The organism is Luteimicrobium sp. DT211, assembly GCF_049844995.1.
Lineage (GTDB): Bacteria > Actinomycetota > Actinomycetes > Actinomycetales > Cellulomonadaceae > Luteimicrobium.
In genome coordinates this window covers 104490-124013 of the sequence record NZ_JBNCMC010000003.1, presented here as the reverse complement: position 1 = coordinate 124013, position 19524 = coordinate 104490, and the positions used below count along the sequence as shown (strand labels likewise).

Below are 19524 nucleotides of genomic sequence, written 5' to 3'. Positions count from 1 at the left end.
GGTCATGTCCCGCGAGACCGCGCCGCGGTCGCCAAGGAGCAGCACCCCATGCACCACGTCACCCGTCCCCGGACCGCACGCCTCGGCGCGACCGCCGTGACCCTCGGAGTGGTGGGCGCCCTCGGCGTCGCGGGCGCCCTGAGCGCGAGCGCGGCGACCGGGACCGCGGCAGAGCCGTCGCCCGCGCCGGTCTGCACGGGCTACGACACGGACGGCTTCACGATCTTCGTGCAGCACGACGTCGACCTCGGCAACTCCGAGACCGAGGGCTCCCTGGCCCTGGGCGGGGACCTCACCCTGCCGACCGACACGAACCTCATCCACAGCTCGGGCCTCACGCCGGACGGGTACGCGCTGCCGGTCGTCGACGGCGACCCGACGCGTCTGCTCGTGGGCGGCACCCTCGACCTCGCCTCGACGGGGAGCCTGCAGGTCACGTCCCACAACGGCGTCACGGGCACGATCGCGCCCGACCAGCTCGGCGCGATCAAGGTCGGCGAGACCGCCGGGCTGACGCTCGCCCCCCGGTCCGGGGTGGACCGCCTGCACGCGGCCGCGACCGACGAGAACACCAGGCCGTGGATCGACGTGAGCTCCGACGCGAACCAGACGTTCGACGGCGACCACGCGGTCACGTACCCGGCCGCGGCGTCCGTGGTCGACAGCCGCTTCCCGACGCTGGCCGCCCAGGGCGAGGCGCTGCGCTCCGTGGGCGGGGACGACGCCGCGACGGCGACGCTCGACGCGAACGGCTCGGACGGCGTCATCACCCTGACCGAGGGCAGGCTCAACGTCCTCACGGTCGACGCCGCCACCCTGGGCCGCCTCGCCTCGCTGACGTTCGCGGACGTCGCACCGGGCGCCGACACGCAGCTCGTCGTCGACGTCACGGGCATCGCGGGCGACGTCAGGACCCCGCCGCTGCGGGGCGCCGGCATGCCCGGCAACCCGACCGCCGACGACCCCAACCCCTGGGCCCCCTACGTCACCTGGAACCTCACCGGCGCGGGCGCCGCGACCGTGACCGGCGAGCTGATCACCGGCACGATCCTCGCGCCCGACGTCGACCTCACGACCGACGCGAGCAGCCGGATCGAGGGACAGGTCATCGCGAAGTCGCTGGTCACGCGGGGCGGCGAGATCCACCAGTACGCGTCGGCGTCGTCGTGCGCCACGCCCACCCCGACCCCGTCGCCGACCGAGAGCACGGCCACCCCGACGCCGTCGCCGACGCAGAGCACCGCGACGCCCACGCCGTCGCCCACCCACAGCACGAGCACGCCGACGCCGTCGCAGACGACGACCAGCCCCGCCCCGGTCGTCCCGACGACGACGACCACCCCGACCACCCAGGTGCTCGGAACGGGCGGGACCGCCTCGCCGAGCGGCGGGGCGTCGGCGACCGGCCCGCTCGCGACGACGGGCGCGTCCCTGGTCGGCCCGTTCGTGGCCGGCCTCGCCCTCGTTGCTGCGGGCGTCGTCCTCCTCGTCGTCCGGCGTCGCGTGGCTCGCGGCTGACCGCGGGTCCCGGCCCCGCGCCGTCCGGCCCGGCACCCCGACCGGCGGTGCCGGGCCGGACCCCGTCGACGTGTGCCCCGGCGTATGGTTCCGTGTGACCTGAAATACTGGTGACCTGAACTGCACCGATATCGGACAGCCGACCGCGGCGGGAGCGACGATGCCCACCCTCGAGATCGACCACCTCGACAAGACCTACGGCGACGTCCGTGCGCTCCGCGACATGACGTTCCAGGTCCACTCGGGCGAGATCTTCGGCTTCGTCGGCTCCAACGGCGCCGGCAAGACGACGACCATGCGGATCGCGCTCGGCGTCCTCGCCCCGGACTCCGGCCAGGTCCGGTGGGCCGGGCGCCCGGTCGACCTCGAGGTGCGCCGCCGCATCGGCTACATGCCGGAGGAGCGCGGCCTCTACCCGCGGATGCGCGTCGACCAGCAGCTCGTCTACCTCGCGCGCCTGCACGGCAAGTCGCCCGACGACGCCAAGGACGCGATGGAGCGCTGGACGGAGATCCTCGGCGTCGCGCACCGCCGCACCGACGAGGTCCAGAAGCTCTCGCTCGGCAACCAGCAGCGCGTCCAGCTCGCGGCCGCCCTCGTCCACGACCCCGAGATCCTCGTCCTCGACGAGCCGTTCTCGGGCCTCGACCCGGTCGCGGTGGACGTCATGAGCGGCGTCCTGCGCGAGCGTGCCGCCGCCGGCGTCCCCGTGCTGTTCTCGTCCCACCAGCTCGACCTCGTCGAGCGGCTGTGCGACCGGGTCGGGATCATCAAGGACGGCCAGATGGTCGCCGAGGGCGCGATCGACGACCTGCGCACCGCCGCGCGGCCGCAGTGGTTCGTCGACGGCGCCGCCGCGAGCGCCTGGGCGCCCTCGCTGGCATCGGGCAGCGGGCTCCGCGTCGTCAGCTCCGACGGCCCCCGGACGGTCGTCGAGCTCGACGGCGTCCCCGGGGCCGGGCCGCTCCCGCCCGACGACGCCGCCCAGGCCGTCCTCGCGGCCGCGCTCGCCGCGGGCCCCGTCCGCACCTTCACGCCCGTCCGCCACTCGCTCGTCGACCTGTACCGCGACGTGGTGTCCGCCCCGACCGAGGAGCCCGCCGCGTGAGCACCCCTCCTGCCCCCTCGTCCGGCTGGGGCACCGTGCGCCTCGTCGCCGGCCGCGAGCTCACCACGCGGCTGCGGTCGCGCGCGTACATCGTGACGACGCTCGTCATGTTCGTCGCGGTCGTCGTCGGCGGGATCGTGCTGCACCTCGCCCAGGGTTCGTCGTCGGCGAAGGTCGTGGGCCTCACGCCCCAGACGGCGTCCCTCGCGCAGCCGCTCGAGGCGTCCGCACAGGCGGCGGGGGACGACGTCGAGGTCAAGAACGTCGCCGACGACGCCGCCGCGAAGAAGGGCGTCGACGACGGCTCCCTCGACGCCGCGCTCACGGGCGACCCGGCGTCGTTCACGGTCGTCGTGAAGAAGGAGCTCGACCCGACGAGCGCGGCCGTGCTCACCAGCCTGCGCCAGCAGACGGCGCTCGCGGGCGCGGTCAAGGAGCTGGGCGGCGACCCGACCAAGGTCTCGCAGCAGCTCAGCAGCACCACGCTCGACGTGACGCCCCTCGAGCCCGAGGCCAAGCGCGACGGCGCCCAGATCGTCGCCGGGTACGTCGCCGGCATCCTGCTGTTCATCACGCTCCAGACGTGCGCGCAGCTCGTCGCGCAGGGCGTCGTCGAGGAGAAGTCGAGCCGCGTCGTCGAGCTCCTGCTCGCGACCGTGCGGCCCTGGCAGCTCATGGCCGGCAAGGTGCTCGGCATCGGCGTCGTCGGGCTGGTGCAGGTGGCCGTCGTCGTGATCGGCGGGGCGGGGACCGCGGCCGTGCTGGGGCTCGTCAAGACCAGCGACATCGACCTGGGCACGACGGCGGCGTGGGCTCTCGTGTGGTTCGTCGTCGGGTTCGTCATGTACTCCCTCGCCCTGGCGGCGCTCGCGGCGCTCGTCTCGCGGCAGGAGGACATCGGCTCGGTCACCGCGCCCGTCGTGATGCTCATGATCGTGCCGTACGTCATCGGGATCTCCATCGCGCCGTGGAACCCGGACAGCCCGATCGTCCAGTGGCTCAGCTACCTGCCCTTCTGCGCGCCGCTCGTGATGCCGATCCGGATCGCTCTCGGCACCGTCGAGACGTGGCAGGCGGTCGCGTCCGTGCTGATCTCGCTCGCCTGCGTGCCCGCGCTCGTGTGGCTCGCGGGGCGCGTCTACTCCAACGCCGTCCTGCGCACGGGCGCGCGCGTGAAGCTCCGGGACGCGCTGCGCGCCGCCTGAGGATGCTGAGCGCCGCGCGGATGACGACGCCGCCCCCGCGCGTTGTCCCGACGTGACCACCCTCCCCACGCTCGCGCCGGGCACCGTCGACGCGGTCGTCGTCGGCGCCGGGCAGGCGGGCCTCTCGGCGGCGTGGCACCTGCGCCGCCGCGGCTTCGTCGGCCCGTGGGAGCCGGGTGCCGCGGCCGGCCGGCGCACCTTCGTCGTGCTCGACGGCGAGGAAGGCCCGGGCGGCGCGTGGCGGCACCGGTGGAGGTCGCTGCGCATGGCGACCGTCAACAAGGTCCACGACCTGCCCGGCATGGCGCTGCCGACCGTCGACCCGGCGGAGCCGTCCCGCGTCGCCGTACCCCGCTACTACGCGGCGTACGAGCGCGAGGCGGACCTGCCCGTCGTGCGGCCCGCGCGCGTGACGCGCGTCGAGCCGGTCGCCGACGACGACGCGGCGCCCCTCCGCGTGACCCTCGCCGACGGCCGCACGCTGCTCGCGCGGACGGTGGTCAACGCGACGGGGACGTGGACCAAGCCGTTCTGGCCGCACTACCCCGGCCAGGAGACCTTCCGGGGCCGTCAGCTCCACACCGTCGACTACGTGCGGGCGGAGGAGTTCGCCGGGCAGCACGTGGTCGTCGTCGGGGGCGGGATCAGCGCGGTCCAGCTGCTCGCGGAGATCAGCGAGGTCGCCTCGACCACGTGGGTCACGCGCCGGGAGCCGGTCTGGCGCGACGACGAGTTCACGTCCCGAGCCGGGCACGACGCCGTCGCGCTCGTCGACGAGCGGGTCCGGGCCGGGCTGCCGCCCGGGTCGGTCGTGAGCGTGACCGGGCTGATCCTGACCCCCGCCCTGCGCGACGCCGCCGCGCGGGGCGTGCTCGTGCGCCGGCCGATGTTCGAGCGGATCACGCCCGACGGCGTGGCCTGGGCCGACGGCACCGAGCAGCACGCCGACGCGATCCTGTGGGCGACCGGCTTCCGCGCGGCGCTCGACCACCTCGCCCCGCTGCACCTGCGCGGGCCGGGCGGCGGGATCGTCATGGACGGCCCGCGCGTCGTCGGCGAGCCGCGGGTGCAGCTCGTGGGGTACGGGCCGTCGGCGTCGACGATCGGCGCGAACCGGGCCGGCCGCGACGCCGCCCGCGGGGTCGCGCGGTACCTCGACGCCCTCCCCTCCCCCGCGAGGTAGACGGGCGGCCCGTCTACCTCGCGAGGTACCTCCGCCTCGGGGTCAGGCGGCCTTGCCGCCCAGGTACCCGTTCGCGTCGATGACGTACTTGTGCGCCGCCCCCTGGTCGAACTCGGCGTAGCCCCGGGGTGCGTCGTCGAGCGAGATGGCGGTCGCGCCGACGTTCTTCGCAATGTGCACGCGGTCGTGGAGGATCGCCTGCATGAGCCCGTAGTTGTACTTCATGACCGGACACTGGCCGGTCGTGAAGGACAGGGACTTCGCCCACCCCGTGCCGAGGCTGAGGGACAGCGAGCCCTTCTTGGCAGCCTCGTCGATCCCGCCCGGGTCACCGGTGACGTAGAGCCCGGGGATGCCGAGCGCGCCGCCCGCGGCGGTGAGGTCCATGAGGTCGTTGAGCACCGTCGCGGGCGCCTCCTTCGCCCCCGCGCCGTGTCCCTTGGCCTCGAAGCCGACGGCGTCGACGCCGCAGTCCACCTCGGGCACGCCGAGGATCTGCTCGATCTGGTCGACGGGGTCGCCCTTCGTCAGGTCGACGGTCTCGCAGCCGAACGACCGGGCCTGCGCGAGGCGGTCGGCGTTCATGTCCCCGACGATCACGGCGCCCGCACCGAGCAGCAGCGCGCCCGTCGCCGCGGCGAGGCCCACCGGCCCGGCGCCCGCCACGTACACCGTCGAGCCGACGCCCACGCCCGCGGTCACGGCGCCGTGGAAGCCGGTCGGGAAGATGTCCGACAGCATCGCCAGGTCGAGGATCTTCTCCATCGCCCGGTCCTTGTCCGGGAAGACGAGCGCGTTGAAGTCCGCGTACGGGACGAGCACGTAGTTGGCCTGTCCGCCGACCCAGCCGCCCATGTCCACGTACCCGTACGCGCTCCCGGGCCGGTCGGGGTTGACGTTGAGGCAGATCCCGGTCTTGCGCTCCTTGCAGTTCTTGCACCGCCCGCACGCGATGTTGAACGGCACCGAGACGAGGTCGCCGACCTTCACGAACTCCACGTCGGGCCCGACCTCGACCACCTCGCCGGTGATCTCGTGGCCCAGCACGAGGTTCTGCGGGGCCGTCGTGCGGCCGCGGACCATGTGCTGGTCCGAGCCGCAGATGTTCGTCGCCACCGTCTTGACGATCGCGCCGTGGGGCACCTTGCGCCCGACGTTCGCGGGGTTGACGCCCGGCCCGTCCTTGAGCTCGAAGGTCGGGTAGTCGATGTCGATCACCTGGACCTTGCCGGGGCCCTCGTACGCGACTGCGCGGTTCTTCTCGGCCATCGTGGATCCTCCTTGATCACGATTCCCCCCGAGGGTCTCCCGGGGGCTTCCCCGACCGTAGGCACGGACGGTCGACCGGCGCAGGAGGGGGCCCGAACCCGGGCCCGTCAAGACTCTTGATGTCAAGAGACGGGTACCCTCGAACCATGCCCGCCACCGACCCGCGCCCGATCCCCGGGGACCAGCCGGAGCCCCTGGACCGCGCGGGGCACGAGGACCCCGCCGGGCACGAAGACCGGTCCGGGCACGAGGACCACCCCGACGAGGTCGACCGCATCGTCGCCGCGTGGCAGCGCGTCCGCCCGGACCTCGACGTGGAGCCGCTCACCGTGTTCTCCCGGGTGAGCCGCCTGGGCCGCCACCTCGACCTCGCCCGCCGCGGCGCGTTCGCGCGCTCGGGCCTCGAGCCGTGGGAGTTCGACGTCCTGTCGGCGCTGCGCCGCGCGGGCCAGCCGTACCGGCTCTCGCCCGGCGCGCTCGTCACCCAGACGCTCGTGACGAGCGGCACCATGACCAACCGCATCGACCGGCTCGAGGAGCGCGACCTCGTCCAGCGGCACCGCTCGCCCGACGACCGCCGCGGCGTCCTCGTCGAGCTCACCGACGAGGGCCTGCGCCGCGTCGACGCCGCCATGACGGAGCTGCTGCAGGTCGAGGCCAGCATCCTCGACGTCCTCCCCGCGGCGGACCGGCCGCGCCTCGCGGCGCTGCTGCGCGTCGTCGTCGGCCCGTTCGAGGGCTGAGCATGAGCACCCCGTCCACTCCCAGAAGACTGCCCGCCGGTGGCGCGTCCGGCCTGCTGCTGACCGCCGTCGTGCTGGTCGCGCTCAACCTGCGCACCCCGATCGTGGCCCTCGCGCCCGTGACCGGCGACGTGCGGGCCGACCTCGCCCTGTCGGCCGCGGCCGTCGGCGTGCTCACCGGCCTGCCGGTGCTGTGCTTCGCCGTCGCGTCGCCGCTCGCGTCGGCCCTGATCGCGCGGCTCGGCATCGAGCGCGTCGTGCAGCTCGCGCTCGCGACCATCCTGCTCGGGACCGTCGTGCGCTCCGCGGGGTCGTTCGCCGCCGCCCTGGCGGGGACCGTCCTCATCGGCCTCGCCATCACCGCCGGCAACATCGCCGTGCCGCTCGTCGTCGCCCGCGACTTCGCGGGAAGCGCGGCCCGCGTCACCGGGATCTACTCGGCCGCGCTCAACGGCGGGTCCGTCCTCGCGACCGCGTTCACCGCGCCCGTCGCCGACGCCGTCGGCTGGCAGTGGGCCCTGGCGGGCTGGGCCGTGCTCGTCCCGGTCGCGTGGGTCGTGTGGCAGGCCGCGATCCGCCGCCGCGGCCCGGAGGCCACCCCCCGGACCGCACCCACCAGCGCCGCCGACGAGGTCCACGCGCTGCGGCGGCCGCTGACCTGGCTGCTCGTCGCGATGTTCGCGGGCCAGTCGTTCGGGTACTACGGCACGACGGCGTGGCTCCCCACGATCCTCCACGACACGATGGGCCTCGACCCGAGCGCGTCCGGCGGCGCGGCGTCGTTGTTCCAGCTCTTCGGCGCGATCGGCTCGCTGCTGATCCCCCTGGTCCTGGGGTGGCGGGTCACGCCGCGGGGGGCGTTCGTCGTGATCGCCGTCTGCTGGCTCGCGCTCCCGCTCGGCCTGCTGCTCGCGCCGGGCCTCTGGCCGGTCTGGGCGTCGTCGGCGGGCGCGGCGCAGGGCGCGAACTTCACCGTCATCTTCACGATCGTCGCCCTCCGCGCGACGACGCTGCGCGAGGCCAGGACCACCTCGACCGCCGTGCAGACGTTCGGGTACGTGATCGCCGCGCTCGCGCCGTCCGTGATGGGCGCCGTCCACACCGCGACCGGCGGCTGGACCGCCCCGCTCGTCGTGCTGCTCTGCGTGATCGCCGTCATGGTCGTCGCCGGGCTCCTCGCGACGGCCCCGCGCACGCCGGACGCACGGGGCACAGCGACGTAGGCCTCGCCGACGTCGGCGTCCTAGACTGCGAGACGTCGAGGCGGGCACGTCCCGCCGGCGCTCTCCAAAGGGGCGCGCGCGGGCGCAGGACGCCCCGGGGCACATACGGCAGCGCATCCGTCCGTGTCACCGTGAGGTCCCCATGTCCGCCACCACCGTCTCCGCCCACGTCGCCCGCACCCTGGCCCGGCACGTCGACCACGTGTTCGGCGTCATGGGCAACGGCAACGCCTGGTTCCTCGACGCGCTCGAGCGCGAGACCACCACCGCCTTCCACGCCGTCCGGCACGAGTCGGGCGCGGTCGTCGCCGCGGACGCCCACTTCCGCGCGTCGGGCAGGATCGCCGCGGCCACGGCGACCTACGGGGCGGGGTTCACCAACACGCTCACCGCGCTGGCCGAGGCCGCGCAGGCGCGCGTGCCGCTGGTCCTGCTGACGGGCGACGAGCCGACGTCGGGCCCGCGGCCCTGGGACGTGGACCAGATCGCGCTCGCCGCCGCCGTCGGTGCCCGCACCTACACCGTCGGACGCGCGGACGCGGCCGCCACGACGATCATCGCGATCGAGCACTCGCTGGCCTACCGCGTGCCCGTGGTGCTCGCGATCCCCTACGACGTCGCCGCCCTCGACGCCGGTCCGCTGCCCGAGCCGCCCGCTCCCGCCGTGCCCGGGCCGCTCGCCCCCTCCGGCCCGTTCGACGCCGCGGCGATCGCGGACCTCGCCCGCGCCCTCGCCGGCGCCGAGCGACCGCTCCTCCTCGCGGGCCGCGGCGCGTGGCTCGCGGGCGCCGGCGACGCGCTCGGCGAGCTCGCGGACGCGACCGGCGCCCTCACCGTCAGCACGGCGCTGGGTCGCGGCGTCTTCCCCGACGCCCGCTACGACCTCGGCGTCGCGGGCGGGTTCGGCGCGGACGGCGCGATGGCGCTCGTGCGCGAGGCGGACGTCGCCGTCGTCGTCGGGGCGTCGCTCAACCAGTTCACGATGCGGTTCGGCGAGCTGTTCGCGCCCGGGACGCGCGTCGTGCAGGTCGACACCGCGCCCGCCGCGACGCACCGGCACGTCGGGGCGTTCGTCCGCGGGGACGCCGCGATCGTGACCCGCGCGCTCGTCGACGCGCTGCGCGCGGCGCACGCCACGCCGTCGGGCTGGCGCGAGAGCGTCGACGCCGCCGCCGCCCGCGCGTACGAGCCGGGCCCCGCGGACGGCCTCGCCCCCGACGGGCGCCTCGACCCGCGCAGCGTCGCTCACCGGCTCGCCGGCCTGCTCCCGGAGGACCGCGTCGTCGTGTCCGACGGCGGCCACTTCATCGGCTGGGCCAACATGTACTGGCCCGTCGCGTCGCCCGACCGCATGCTCATGGTCGGCACCGCCTACCAGTCCATCGGTCTCGGGTTCCCGAGCGTCGCCGGCGCCGCCGCGGCTCGCCCGGGCTCCGCCATCGTCCTCACGACCGGCGACGGCGGCGGCCTCATGGCCCTCGCGGACCTCGAGACCGCGGTCCGCACCGCGGGCGGCCGGGGGCTGGCCGTCGTCTGGAACGACGCCGCCTACGGCGCCGAGGTGCACGTGTACGGGCGCCAGGGGCTCACCGACGGCCCCATGCGGATCCCCGAGGCCGACTTCGCGGCGCTCGCGAGCGCCGTCGGGGCCGAGGGCGTCGTGGTCCGGTCGCTCGCCGACCTGGACCGCGTGGCAGCCTGGCGCGACGAGCCCGCGGACGCCCGCCGGTTCCTGCTCCTCGACTGCCGGGTCTCGCCGGCCGTCGTCGCCCCCTACCAGGAGGAGATCCTGCGGGCGAACCGGCGTCACTGACGCGCGTCCCGCAGCCGGCGTCACAGCGGACCGATAGGTTGGGAGCCGACCGTCGGACGCAGGAGGGACGCATGGCCGAGCCGCGCTGGCTCACCGCCGATCAGATGCGCAGCTGGCTGCGCCTGCAGGCCGTCGTCGAGCTGCTCCCGGGCATCCTCGACCAACAGCTCCAGCACGACGCGCAGCTGACCCACTACGAGTACCTGACCCTCGCGATGCTGTCGGAGTCCGAGGACCGGTCGCTGCCCATGTCGGCCCTCGCCCGCCGGACGAACGCCACGCTGCCCCGCCTCTCGCACGTCGTGCGGCGGCTCGAGGAGCGCGGGTACGTGCGCCGGTCCCCCGCGCCGGACGACGGGCGGGTCACCGTCGCGGCGCTGACGGAGGCCGGGTGGGAGAAGGTCGTCGCGTCCGCGCCCGGGCACGCGCGCAACGTCCTGGAGCACGTGTACGACCAGCTCGACGACGCCGACGTCGCCGACCTGGTGCGCGTGCTCGGCAAGATCGTGCGCGGCATCGACCCGGCGGACCGGTTCGGCTCGCTGGCCGAGGAGCACCCGGCGATCCCGGCGGAGTCCCCCCGCGCCTGATCCCGGGGGTTTGTCAGAAGCTCGTGAGCCTCCGGCCGCACCACGTTCTGACAGCTCGCCCGGGCGCGTCCCGCACGCCCCCGTTGTGCGGAACACCCCCGCGCTGGTAGGCCTGAGGGATGGACGACGACGTCACTCCCCTCTCCCCCCGGGTCGCCCGATGAGCCGGCTCACCGCGCGGCGGCGGGTCCGCCGGATCCGAATCGACACCGACGGCCCCGCGAGCGTGTCGGTCCGCGAGGACGTGCTGGCCGTCGAGGAGCCGCTCGAGATCCGCGTGGGCGGCCGGTCGTTCGCGGTCACGATGCGCACGCCCGGGCACGACGTCGACCTGGCGGCCGGCTTCCTGGTCTCGGAGGGCATCCTGACCCGCGGCGCGGACGTCGCGGCGGCCCGCTACTGCGCGGGCGCCACCGCCACCGGACCCGCCGGGACGCCCGAGAACACGTACAACGTGCTCGACGTCGGGCTCGCGCCCGGCGTCCGCCCGCCCGATCCGGCGCTGGCTCGCGAGTTCTTCACCTCGAGCTCGTGCGGCCTGTGCGGCAAGGCGTCCGTCGACGCCGTGCGGACCCGGTCGGCGTTCACGGTCGCCGACGACCCGCTCGTCCTCGACCCCGAGCTCCTCGCGACGTTGCCGGACCGGCTGCGGGCTGCCCAGGCGATCTTCGACCGGACGGGCGGGCTGCACGCCGCCGGCCTGTTCGATGGCCGCACGGGCGAGCTCCTCGTGGCCCGCGAGGACGTGGGCCGCCACAACGCGGTCGACAAGGTCGTCGGGTGGGCGCTCCAGCGCGACCTCCTGCCGCTGCGCGGGACGGTCCTCATGGTGTCCGGCCGGGCCAGCTTCGAGCTGACCCAGAAGGCCCTGATGGCCGGCGTCCCGGTGCTCGCGGCGGTGTCGGCTCCCTCGTCGCTCGCCGCCGAGCTGGCCGACGACGCCGGGCTCACCCTCGTCGGGTTCCTGAGGGGCGCCTCCATGGTCGTCTACTCCGGGGCGGGACGGCTGCAGAGCGGAACCCAGGACGGTGCGGGCGGGGCGGGCGCCGTCGTCGGGCGGGAAGCACGACCGGGCAGGACGAGCGAGGCGGGGGCGGCATGAGCAACGTGGGAACGGGCGAGGGACGGGTGCCCGCCGGGGCGCCGCAGCACGACGTCGGCGCGGAGGACGACGGGCTGAAGGTCGGCCCTCCCAAGGAGTGGGCGGCGGGCGTCCCCGGCATCGTGCACGCGATGGAGCCCACGCTGCGCGGGATGGGTCCCGCCCGGACGGCGAAGCTGCTGCTGCGGATGAACCACAAGCACGGGTTCGACTGCATGAGCTGTGCGTGGCCCGACCCCGACCGCCGCAAGCCCGCGGAGTTCTGCGAGAACGGCGCCAAGGCGGTCGCGTGGGAGGCGTCGACGCTCACGGTCGACCAGGGCTTCTGGCGCGAGCATTCCCTGACCGAGCTGGCCGGGCGGTCGGAGTACTGGCTGGGGCAGCAGGGCCGCCTGGTCGACCCGGTGTACAAGGCCGCGGACTCCGACCACTACGCGCCGGTTTCGTGGGAGGAGGCGTTCCGGATCGTCGGCCAGCACCTCGCCGCCCTCGACTCGCCGGACGAGGCCTCGTTCTACACGAGCGGGCGCACGTCGAACGAGGCGGCCTTCGCATACCAGCTGTTCGCGCGCGCCTTCGGCACCAACAACCTGCCCGACTGCTCGAACATGTGCCACGAGTCCACCGGCTCGGCGCTCGGCGAGGTCATCGGCGTCGGGAAGTCCACGGTGACCTACGACGACTTCGCGCGGGCGGACCTCATCATCATCATGGGCCAGAACCCCGGCACCAACCATCCGCGCATGCTCACCGCGCTCGAGGAGGCCAAGCACGCCGGCGCGCAGATCGTCGCGATCAACCCGCTGCCCGAGGCCGGCCTCATGCGCTACAAGAACCCGCAGACGCCGCGCGGGATCGTGGGCCGCGGGACGGCGCTCGCGGACCAGTTCGTGCAGGTGCGGCTCGGGGGCGACATGGCGCTCCTGCAGGCGGTGAGCAAGCGCGTGCTCGACGCCGAGGCACGCCACCCGGGCGACGTGCTCGACCACGACTTCATCGACACGTACACGACGGGGCTCGACGCCTTCGCGTCGTCGCTCGCGGACCTCGACGAGGACGAGGTGCTGGCGGCGACCGGCGTCGCGAGCGCCGAGATCGACGAGCTCGCCGACCGCTACCTCACGGCGCAGCGCGTCATCGTCACGTGGGCGATGGGGCTGACGCAGCACAAGAAGGCCGTGCCCACCATCAAGGAGATCGTCAACCTCCTGCTGCTCCGGGGGAACATCGGCCGCCCCGGCGCGGGCGCGTCGCCGATCCGCGGCCACTCGAACGTCCAGGGCGACCGGACGATGGGGATCTGGGAGCAGATGCCCGACGCGTTCCTCGACGCGCTCGACGCCGAGTTCGGGACCAGCGTGCCCCGCGAGCACGGGCTCGACGCCGTCGGGACGATCGACGCGATGCGCGACGGCCGGATCCGTACGTTCGTCTCGCTGGGCGGCAACCTCGTGTCCGCGATCAGCGACACCGCCGTCGCGGAGCGCGCGATCGCCCGCACCGGGCTGAGCGTCCAGATCTCCACCAAGCTCAACCGGTCCCACACGATCACCGGCCGCGAGGCCCTGATCCTGCCCTGCCTGGGGCGCACCGAGATCGACCGGCAGGCGTCGGGCGAGCAGTTCGTGTCCGTCGAGGACACGGTCTGCGCGGTCCACGCGTCGCGCGGGTCCGTGGAGCCGTCGGGCCCGAACCTCCTGTCCGAGGTGACGATCGTCGCCCGGATCGCGCGCGCCGCCGCCGACGCCCGCCGCGAGCGGGGTGCCGACGCCCACGACCTCGACGCCGTCGACTGGGAGGGCTTCGAGCGCGACTACGACGTCGTCCGCGACCACATCGCCGCCGTCGTGCCCGGCTGCGAGGACTACAACGCGAAGATCCGGCGCGAGAGCGGGTTCGTCCTGCCGCACGGCCCGCGCGACTCCCGCACCTTCCCCACCTCCGACGGCAAGGCGCACCTCACGGTCAACGCGCTCGAGCACGTCGCGTGCCCGCCCGGCCGGCTCCTGCTGCAGACGGTCCGCGCGCACGACCAGTTCAACACCACGATCTACTCGCGCAACGACCGGTACCGGGGCGTCAAGGGCGGCCGCGACGTGATCTTCGTCCACCCCGACGACGTCGCCGACCTCGGGCTCCGGGACGGGCAGCAGGTCGACGTGCACAGCGAGTTCGAGGACGGCGTGGACCGCGTGCTCCCCGGCCTGCGCGTCGTGGCCTACCCGACCGCGCGCGGCTGCGCGGCCGCGTACTTCCCGGAGGCGAACGTCCTGGTGCCGCTCGGAGCCGTCGCCGAGCAGAGCAACACGCCGGTGTCCAAGGCGGTCGTGGTCCGGCTCGAGCCCGCGGAGGTCCCCGCCCCCGCCTGATACCCACGGCATCTCCGGGTCGGGGCCCCGCCTACCCTTGGACCCGATGGCACATCTCCTCGGGGCCGAGGCCCTGCACCTGGAATTCCCGACGCGCGTCGTCTTCGACAACGTGACGATCGGCATCAACGAGGGCGACCGCGTCGGCATCGTCGGCCGCAACGGCGACGGCAAGTCGTCCCTGCTGGGCATGCTCTCCGGCCGCATCCGGCCCGACGCCGGCCGCGTCACCCGCCGCGGCGGCGTCCGCATGGGCGTCCTCGACCAGTCCGACACGCTCGACGACGACGCCCTGGTCGGCCAGGCGATCGTCGGGGACCGCGCGGAGCACGAGTGGGCGGGCGACCCGAAGGTCCGCGACGTCATCGCCGGCCTCGTCCCCGACATCGGGTGGGACACCCGCATCGGCACCCTGAGCGGCGGCCAGCGTCGGCGGGTCGCGCTCGCGGCGCTGCTCGTCGGCGACTGGGACGTCGTCGCGCTCGACGAGCCCACCAACCACCTCGACGTCGAGGGCATCACCTGGCTCGCCGGGCACCTGCGCGGCCGGTGGCCCCGCAACGCGGGCGGCCTGCTGATCGTCACCCACGACCGCTGGTTCCTCGACGAGGTCGCCACGGCGACGTGGGAGGTCCACGACCGCGTGGTCGAGCCGTTCGAGGGCGGGTACGCCGCGTACGTGCTGCAGCGGGTCGAGCGGGACCGGCAGGCGGCCGCCGTCGAGGCCAAGCGGCAGAACCTCATGCGCAAGGAGCTCGCCTGGCTGCGCCGCGGCGCGCCCGCCCGCACCTCCAAGCCGAAGTTCCGCATCGACGCCGCGAACCAGCTCATCGAGGACGTCCCGCCGCCGCGCGACCGCCTCGAGCTCTCCCGGCTCGCGACCGCGCGGCTCGGCAAGGACGTCGTCGACCTCCTCGACGCCGGCGTCTCGTTCGACGGCCGCGAGATCCTGCACGACGTCGAGTGGCGCATCGCCCCTGGCGAGCGCACCGCCGTCCTCGGCGCCAACGGGGCGGGCAAGTCGACGCTCCTCGCGCTCGTCGCCGGCACCCTCCAGCCCACGGTGGGCCGGGTCAAGCGCGGCAAGTCCGTGCGGCTCGCCATGCTCGACCAGCAGTTCAGCGAGCTCGACGAGATCGCCGACGACCGCGTCCGCGACGTCCTGGCCCGCACCCGCACCAGCTACGTGATCGACGGCAAGGAGCTCACGCCCGCGCAGCTCCTCGAGCGCCTCGGCTTCGCGCGCGAGCACCTGTCCGCGCGCGTCCGCGAGCTCTCCGGCGGGCAGAAGCGGCGGCTGCAGCTTCTCCTCGTCCTGCTGTCCGAGCCCAACGTGCTGATCCTCGACGAGCCGTCGAACGACGTCGACACCGACATGCTCGCCGCCATGGAGGACCTGCTCGACTCCTGGCCCGGGACGCTGATCGTCGTCTCGCACGACCGGTACCTGCTCGAGCGCATCACCGACCAGCAGTACGCGATCCTCGACGGGAAGTTCCGGCACCTGCCCGGCGGGGTCGACGAGTACCTGCGGCTGCGTGCGGCGGGGGCTGGCTCGTCGGCTGGGTCGGGCGCCGTTGCTGGGTCCGGGGGCCACCAGGGGAACGCCGCCCCCGCTCCCGTCGAGTCCGCTTCGGCGGAACCTGCGCTCAGCGGGTCCGCGCTGCACGCTGCTCGCAAGGAGCTGGAGGCCGTGGACCGGCGGCTCGCGAAGCTCACCGGCCAGGTCGACACGCTGCACGCGCGGATGGCCGAGCACGACCAGTCCGACTACGGCTGGCTCGGCGAGCGCACCGAGGAGCTGCGCGGGCTCGAGGCCGAGGTCGCGTCGCTCGAGGAGCGGTGGCTGGAGCTGTCCGAGCTGGTCGGGTAGCGCACCCGTCCGGGCGGGGGCCGCTCCGTCAGCCGCCCGCGGCGCTCACGACGGCGGCGGCCAGACTCGGGACGCGGGGCAGCGGTGCGTTCGTCCCCGACTCGCGCAGCGCGTCGACCGCGAGAGCGGCGAAGCGGCGGGCGGCGGCCGCCCGGTCGGCGTCGGGCGCGGCGGCGAGGCCCCGGCCTGCGAGCAGGACGAGCAGGAGGTCGTCGAGCTCGTAGTCGCGACGCAGCTCGCCGCGGGCTTTCGCCCGCGCCCCCAGGGCGACGAGCTTGCGCAGCAGAGCGGCGCGGTGCGCGACGAAGACGTCGGCGTGCGGGTTCGCCGACATGAACGCGTCGACGAACCCGCGGTTGCGCGCGTTGAGCACCGTGAGCTCCTCGACCACGCTCCGGAACCCGCGCCACGGGTCGGGGTCGGCGCACGCGTCGTCGACGATCTGCTCGCAGGCGCGGAGCTCGTCGCCGAACGCCTCGTCGACGAGCTGCTGCTTGGTCGGGAACCGGCGGTACAGCGTCGCCGGGCCGACGCCGGCGCGCCGCGCGACCTCGCGCATGGTGGCGTCGAGCCCGCGCTCGGCGAAGACGAGCCGGGCGGCGTCGAGGATGCGGTCGCGGTTGTCCTGGGCGTCGGCGCGGAGCATCTGAGACAGCCTCTCCCGGTGTCGTTCTCACTTCGGCGAAGCGGACGGGTGCGTCCACTACCGTCACGACGGTATCGCGGACCCGCCACTCGCGAAGTACGCCTGCTTCGCGAGGCGGCGGGCGGGCACCAGGACACGAAGGAGACACGCATGAAGGCCGTCAAGATCGAACGGTTCGGAGACCCCAGCGGGATGGTCGTGACGGACGTCCCCGCCCCCACGCCCGGACCGGGCCAGATGGCCCTGAGGACCGCGGCGATCGGCGTCGGCGGCGTCGACGCGGTGATCCGCCGGGGAACGCTCGGCGGGTACGGCTTCACCGAGGGCCTGATCCCCGGGAGCGAGGTCGCGGGCACTGTCACCGAGGTCGGCCCGGGCGTCGACGACGCGTGGCTCGGCCGCCGCGTCTGGGCGTTCACGGGCACCGGCGGCGGGTACGTCGAGCAGGCGGTCGCGCGCGTGGGCGACGTGGTCGCGCTGCCCGACGACCTGTCGGCGATCGACGCGGTCACGCTCGGGAGCGCCGGGCCGGTCGCCCACTTCGCGCTCGCGCACGCGCGGTTCGAACCCGGGGACTCCGTCCTCGTGCGCGGCGCGGCGGGCAGCCTGGGCATCGCGGCCGTGGAGCTCGCCGCGCGCGGCGGGGCGAGCGCGGTCGCGGTCACGACGTCGTCGGCGGAGCGCGGCAGCCGCCTCCGCACGCTGGGGGCCACCCACGCGCTCGACCGCGCGGGCGCCGGCGACGGGGCAGCGCCGGCGTCGTACGACGTGGTCGTGGACATCGTCGGCGGGGCGGGGGTCCCGGCGTTCCTCGACCGGCTGGCCCCGAACGGCCGGATGGTGCTCGTCGGGGCGGTCGCGGGGATGCCGCCGGCGGACTTCGGGATGAGCCTCGTCCGCTCGTTCCAGCAGTCCCGCTCGTTCGCGACCTTCAGCCTCGACACGGTCCCCACCGCGACGAGGGACGCCGTCCGGGCCGACCTGTTCGCCGCCGCGGCGCGCGGCGAGCTCCACGCCGTCGTGCACGACGTCCTCCCGCTGAGCGCCGCCGCCGACGCGCACCGCGCGATGGACGCCGGCAGCGTGTTCGGGCGGATCGTCCTGGTTCCCTGAGCCGGGAGGGGGCACACAGGCAAGGGTGCAACGCTCGGGGAGCGGTCCCTCGAGCCGTCCGAGATGATCGAGGGGCAGCACCTTGCGCAGGGGATCGGTCCGCTGACCTGGGAGGTCTTGCGCGTGAGCACCCTTGTCCGTCGTCCCTCGCCCGCCACGAGGCGTCGCCCTGTGCGCGGCCTGAGCGCCGTCGTCGTCGGGGCCGTGGTGGCGCTCGCCGCCGGCTGTTCGGACGACGCACCACTCACGGACCCGACCGACCCGCCCGCCGACGCCCACGCCTACGTGACCCGGCCCGACCTGACTCCGCCGGTCATGCGGACGACGGTCGGCTCCCTCCCCCACGACCCGTCCGACGACGCCGCGGAGGGCAACGTCATCGCGCTCGGCCCCAAGGACGAGGACCAGGAGCCGGCCATGCAGGGCGCGCTCCTCGTGGACCCGACGGGCGAGCCCGTGTGGGTGTCGCCGATGAAGGTCGGCCCGTTCGACGTGCGCGTCCAGGAGTACAAGGGCGCACCGGTGCTCACCTACTGGGAGGGCACGTCGACGGAGTCGGGGTCGGGCGCGGGACGCGTCACGCTGCTGGACACGCACTACCGGCAGGTCGCGACGGTGACGACGGGCGGCGACGTCGGCGCCGGCAAGGCCGACATCCACGAGACGACCATCACGCCGGACGACACGATCCTCCTGACCGCGTACGTCCCCGCGCGGGCGGACCTCACCGCCGTCGGCGGCCCGAAGGACGGCTGGGTCCAGGAGGGCGTCGCGCAGGAGGTCGACATCGCCACCGGCAAGGTGCTGTGGGAGTGGCGCTCCCTCGACCACGTCCCCGTGGCGGAGACGTACTCGAGCCTGCCGAAGGACGAGGGCACGCAGGACAAGCCGTTCGACTACTTCCACCTCAACGCGGTCGCGCTCGACGGCGACGGTGCGTTCCTCCTCTCGGCCCGCAACACCCACACCGTGTACAAGGCGGACCGGTCGACGGGGAAGGTCGACTGGCACCTGGGCGGCAAGGAGGACGACTTCGTCCAGGGCGCGCAGTTCGCGTGGCAGCACGACATCCGCCTGCAGGACGACGGCACCCTCACGCTGTTCGACAACGAGGGCTCGCCGAGGGTCGGGCCGACGTCGCGGGGGCTGCGCCTCACCGTGGACGAGAAGGCGATGACGACGACGATGGTCGCCGAGTACCTGCCCCCCGCCGCCCGCCACTCCGACACGCAGGGGAACGTGCAGGTCCTCCCCGACGGCAACGTGCTCGTGGGCTGGGGGCAGCGCCCCTACCTGACCGAGTACGACGGCGGCGGGACGCTGATCGGCGAGCTCACCTTCTCGTCCGGGTCCAGCTACCGGGCGTACCGCCAGACGTGGCACGCGACCCCCACCGACCCGCCGGACGTCGTCGTGCAGGGGGACGCGGTGCACGTGAGCTGGAACGGAGCGACGGACGTCGCGAGCTGGCGGGTCGTGACCGGCGCGGACGAGGCCTCGGCGAAGCCCGTCGCCACGGCCGCGAAGAAGGGCTTCGAGACGACGGTCCACGCCTCCGGGCTCGGCGCGTACGTCGCGGTGCAGGCGCTCGACGCCGACGGCGCGGTGCTCGGCACCGGCACCCCCGCGAAGTAGGACGGCCGCCCGGATGCCTCGCGAAGACGGGATCCGGGCCCTGCCAGGACGGGGTGGGGGGGGGGGGGGGGGGGGGGGGGGGGGGCCGGGGCCCCGGCCGGGCGGGCGGGGGGGGGGGGGGGGGGGGGGGGGGC

At 74.6% G+C, this 19524-nt stretch carries 15 protein-coding genes; 13 read left to right on the top strand and 2 right to left on the bottom strand.

Annotation, left to right across the window (positions count from 1 at the left end):
- The first annotated feature begins 48 nt into the window (after nt 1–48).
- The 4 genes from ACLQ14_RS08380 (at nt 49) to ACLQ14_RS08365 (ending at nt 5014) form a co-directional block, all read left to right on the top strand.
- Nucleotides 49–1518, top strand: coding sequence for a collagen-binding domain-containing protein (locus tag ACLQ14_RS08380; protein ID WP_425811860.1), 1470 nt, complete (start codon nt 49–51; stop codon nt 1516–1518).
- Between the two features lie 160 nt (nt 1519–1678).
- On the top strand, nt 1679–2626 hold the full coding sequence (locus ACLQ14_RS08375) for an ABC transporter ATP-binding protein (RefSeq protein ID WP_425811858.1): 948 nt from the start codon (nt 1679–1681) through the stop codon (nt 2624–2626).
- Nucleotides 2623–3831 carry an ABC transporter permease gene (locus ACLQ14_RS08370; RefSeq protein WP_425811856.1) on the top strand — a complete coding sequence of 403 codons (1209 nt, stop codon included), beginning with the start codon at nt 2623–2625 and terminating at the stop codon, nt 3829–3831. Before ACLQ14_RS08375 ends, ACLQ14_RS08370 begins: the two co-directional genes overlap by 4 nt.
- A gap of 52 nt (nt 3832–3883) precedes the next feature.
- Nucleotides 3884–5014, top strand: a complete 1131-nt coding sequence (locus ACLQ14_RS08365; RefSeq protein ID WP_425811854.1) for an NAD(P)-binding domain-containing protein — start codon at nt 3884–3886, stop codon at nt 5012–5014.
- A 42-nt stretch (nt 5015–5056) separates the two neighbouring features.
- Here ACLQ14_RS08365 and fdhA read toward each other — a convergent pair whose 3' ends face one another.
- Nucleotides 5057–6283 (bottom strand): formaldehyde dehydrogenase, glutathione-independent, encoded by a 1227-nt coding sequence (gene fdhA / locus ACLQ14_RS08360; protein ID WP_425811852.1) that lies wholly within the window; start codon nt 6281–6283, stop codon nt 5057–5059.
- Nucleotides 6284–6429: 146 nt separating this feature from the next.
- Here fdhA and ACLQ14_RS08355 point away from each other — a divergent pair, with 146 nt between their 5' ends.
- The 7 genes from ACLQ14_RS08355 to ACLQ14_RS08325 all read left to right on the top strand — a co-directional run bounded on the left by ACLQ14_RS08355 (nt 6430) and on the right by ACLQ14_RS08325 (nt 15996).
- Nucleotides 6430–7026 (top strand): MarR family winged helix-turn-helix transcriptional regulator, encoded by a 597-nt coding sequence (locus ACLQ14_RS08355; RefSeq protein WP_425811850.1) that lies wholly within the window; start codon nt 6430–6432, stop codon nt 7024–7026.
- A 2-nt stretch (nt 7027–7028) separates the two neighbouring features.
- The gene (locus ACLQ14_RS08350; protein ID WP_425811848.1) at nt 7029–8249 is read left to right on the top strand and encodes a CynX/NimT family MFS transporter; all 1221 of its coding nucleotides are present in this window, start codon (nt 7029–7031) and stop codon (nt 8247–8249) included.
- Between the two features lie 142 nt (nt 8250–8391).
- Nucleotides 8392–10062: a thiamine pyrophosphate-binding protein gene (locus ACLQ14_RS08345; RefSeq protein ID WP_425811846.1), complete on the top strand. Its 1671-nt coding sequence runs from the start codon at nt 8392–8394 to the stop codon at nt 10060–10062.
- A gap of 71 nt (nt 10063–10133) precedes the next feature.
- Nucleotides 10134–10652, top strand: a complete 519-nt coding sequence (locus ACLQ14_RS08340; RefSeq protein ID WP_425811844.1) for a MarR family winged helix-turn-helix transcriptional regulator — start codon at nt 10134–10136, stop codon at nt 10650–10652.
- A gap of 160 nt (nt 10653–10812) precedes the next feature.
- On the top strand, nt 10813–11754 hold the full coding sequence (gene fdhD, locus ACLQ14_RS08335) for a formate dehydrogenase accessory sulfurtransferase FdhD (protein WP_425811842.1): 942 nt from the start codon (nt 10813–10815) through the stop codon (nt 11752–11754).
- Nucleotides 11751–14123, top strand: coding sequence for an FdhF/YdeP family oxidoreductase (locus ACLQ14_RS08330; protein WP_425811840.1), 2373 nt, complete (start codon nt 11751–11753; stop codon nt 14121–14123). Before fdhD ends, ACLQ14_RS08330 begins: the two co-directional genes overlap by 4 nt.
- Nucleotides 14124–14169: 46 nt before the next feature.
- The gene (locus ACLQ14_RS08325) at nt 14170–15996 is read left to right on the top strand and encodes an ABC-F family ATP-binding cassette domain-containing protein (protein WP_425811838.1); all 1827 of its coding nucleotides are present in this window, start codon (nt 14170–14172) and stop codon (nt 15994–15996) included.
- 28 nt (nt 15997–16024) lie between these two features.
- Here the strand turns inward: ACLQ14_RS08325 and ACLQ14_RS08320 are convergent, their stop codons facing one another.
- Nucleotides 16025–16642 (bottom strand): TetR/AcrR family transcriptional regulator, encoded by a 618-nt coding sequence (locus tag ACLQ14_RS08320; RefSeq protein WP_425811836.1) that lies wholly within the window; start codon nt 16640–16642, stop codon nt 16025–16027.
- 150 nt (nt 16643–16792) lie between these two features.
- Between ACLQ14_RS08320 and ACLQ14_RS08315 the strand changes: the two genes are divergently transcribed.
- Nucleotides 16793–17755, top strand: a complete 963-nt coding sequence (locus ACLQ14_RS08315; protein ID WP_425811834.1) for a zinc-binding dehydrogenase — start codon at nt 16793–16795, stop codon at nt 17753–17755.
- A gap of 171 nt (nt 17756–17926) precedes the next feature.
- Nucleotides 17927–19390 (top strand): arylsulfotransferase family protein, encoded by a 1464-nt coding sequence (locus ACLQ14_RS08310; RefSeq protein WP_425811832.1) that lies wholly within the window; start codon nt 17927–17929, stop codon nt 19388–19390.
- The last annotated feature ends 134 nt before the right edge of the window (nt 19391–19524 follow it).

Bases quoted from the DNA above. Each gene is read 5' to 3' on its own strand.
- ACLQ14_RS08330 (WP_425811840.1), top strand. From the start codon at position 11,751: ATGAGCAACGTGGGAACGGGCGAGGGACGGGTGCCCGCCGGGGCGCCG.
- fdhD (WP_425811842.1), top strand. From the start codon at position 10,813: ATGAGCCGGCTCACCGCGCGGCGGCGGGTCCGCCGGATCCGAATCGAC.
- ACLQ14_RS08355 (WP_425811850.1), top strand. From the start codon at position 6,430: ATGCCCGCCACCGACCCGCGCCCGATCCCCGGGGACCAGCCGGAGCCC.
- ACLQ14_RS08325 (WP_425811838.1), top strand. From the start codon at position 14,170: ATGGCACATCTCCTCGGGGCCGAGGCCCTGCACCTGGAATTCCCGACG.
- ACLQ14_RS08350 (WP_425811848.1), top strand. From the start codon at position 7,029: ATGAGCACCCCGTCCACTCCCAGAAGACTGCCCGCCGGTGGCGCGTCC.
- fdhA (WP_425811852.1), bottom strand. From the start codon at position 6,283: ATGGCCGAGAAGAACCGCGCAGTCGCGTACGAGGGCCCCGGCAAGGTC.
- ACLQ14_RS08320 (WP_425811836.1), bottom strand. From the start codon at position 16,642: ATGCTCCGCGCCGACGCCCAGGACAACCGCGACCGCATCCTCGACGCC.
- ACLQ14_RS08375 (WP_425811858.1), top strand. From the start codon at position 1,679: ATGCCCACCCTCGAGATCGACCACCTCGACAAGACCTACGGCGACGTC.
- ACLQ14_RS08345 (WP_425811846.1), top strand. From the start codon at position 8,392: ATGTCCGCCACCACCGTCTCCGCCCACGTCGCCCGCACCCTGGCCCGG.
- ACLQ14_RS08340 (WP_425811844.1), top strand. From the start codon at position 10,134: ATGGCCGAGCCGCGCTGGCTCACCGCCGATCAGATGCGCAGCTGGCTG.
- ACLQ14_RS08380 (WP_425811860.1), top strand. From the start codon at position 49: ATGCACCACGTCACCCGTCCCCGGACCGCACGCCTCGGCGCGACCGCC.
- ACLQ14_RS08315 (WP_425811834.1), top strand. From the start codon at position 16,793: ATGAAGGCCGTCAAGATCGAACGGTTCGGAGACCCCAGCGGGATGGTC.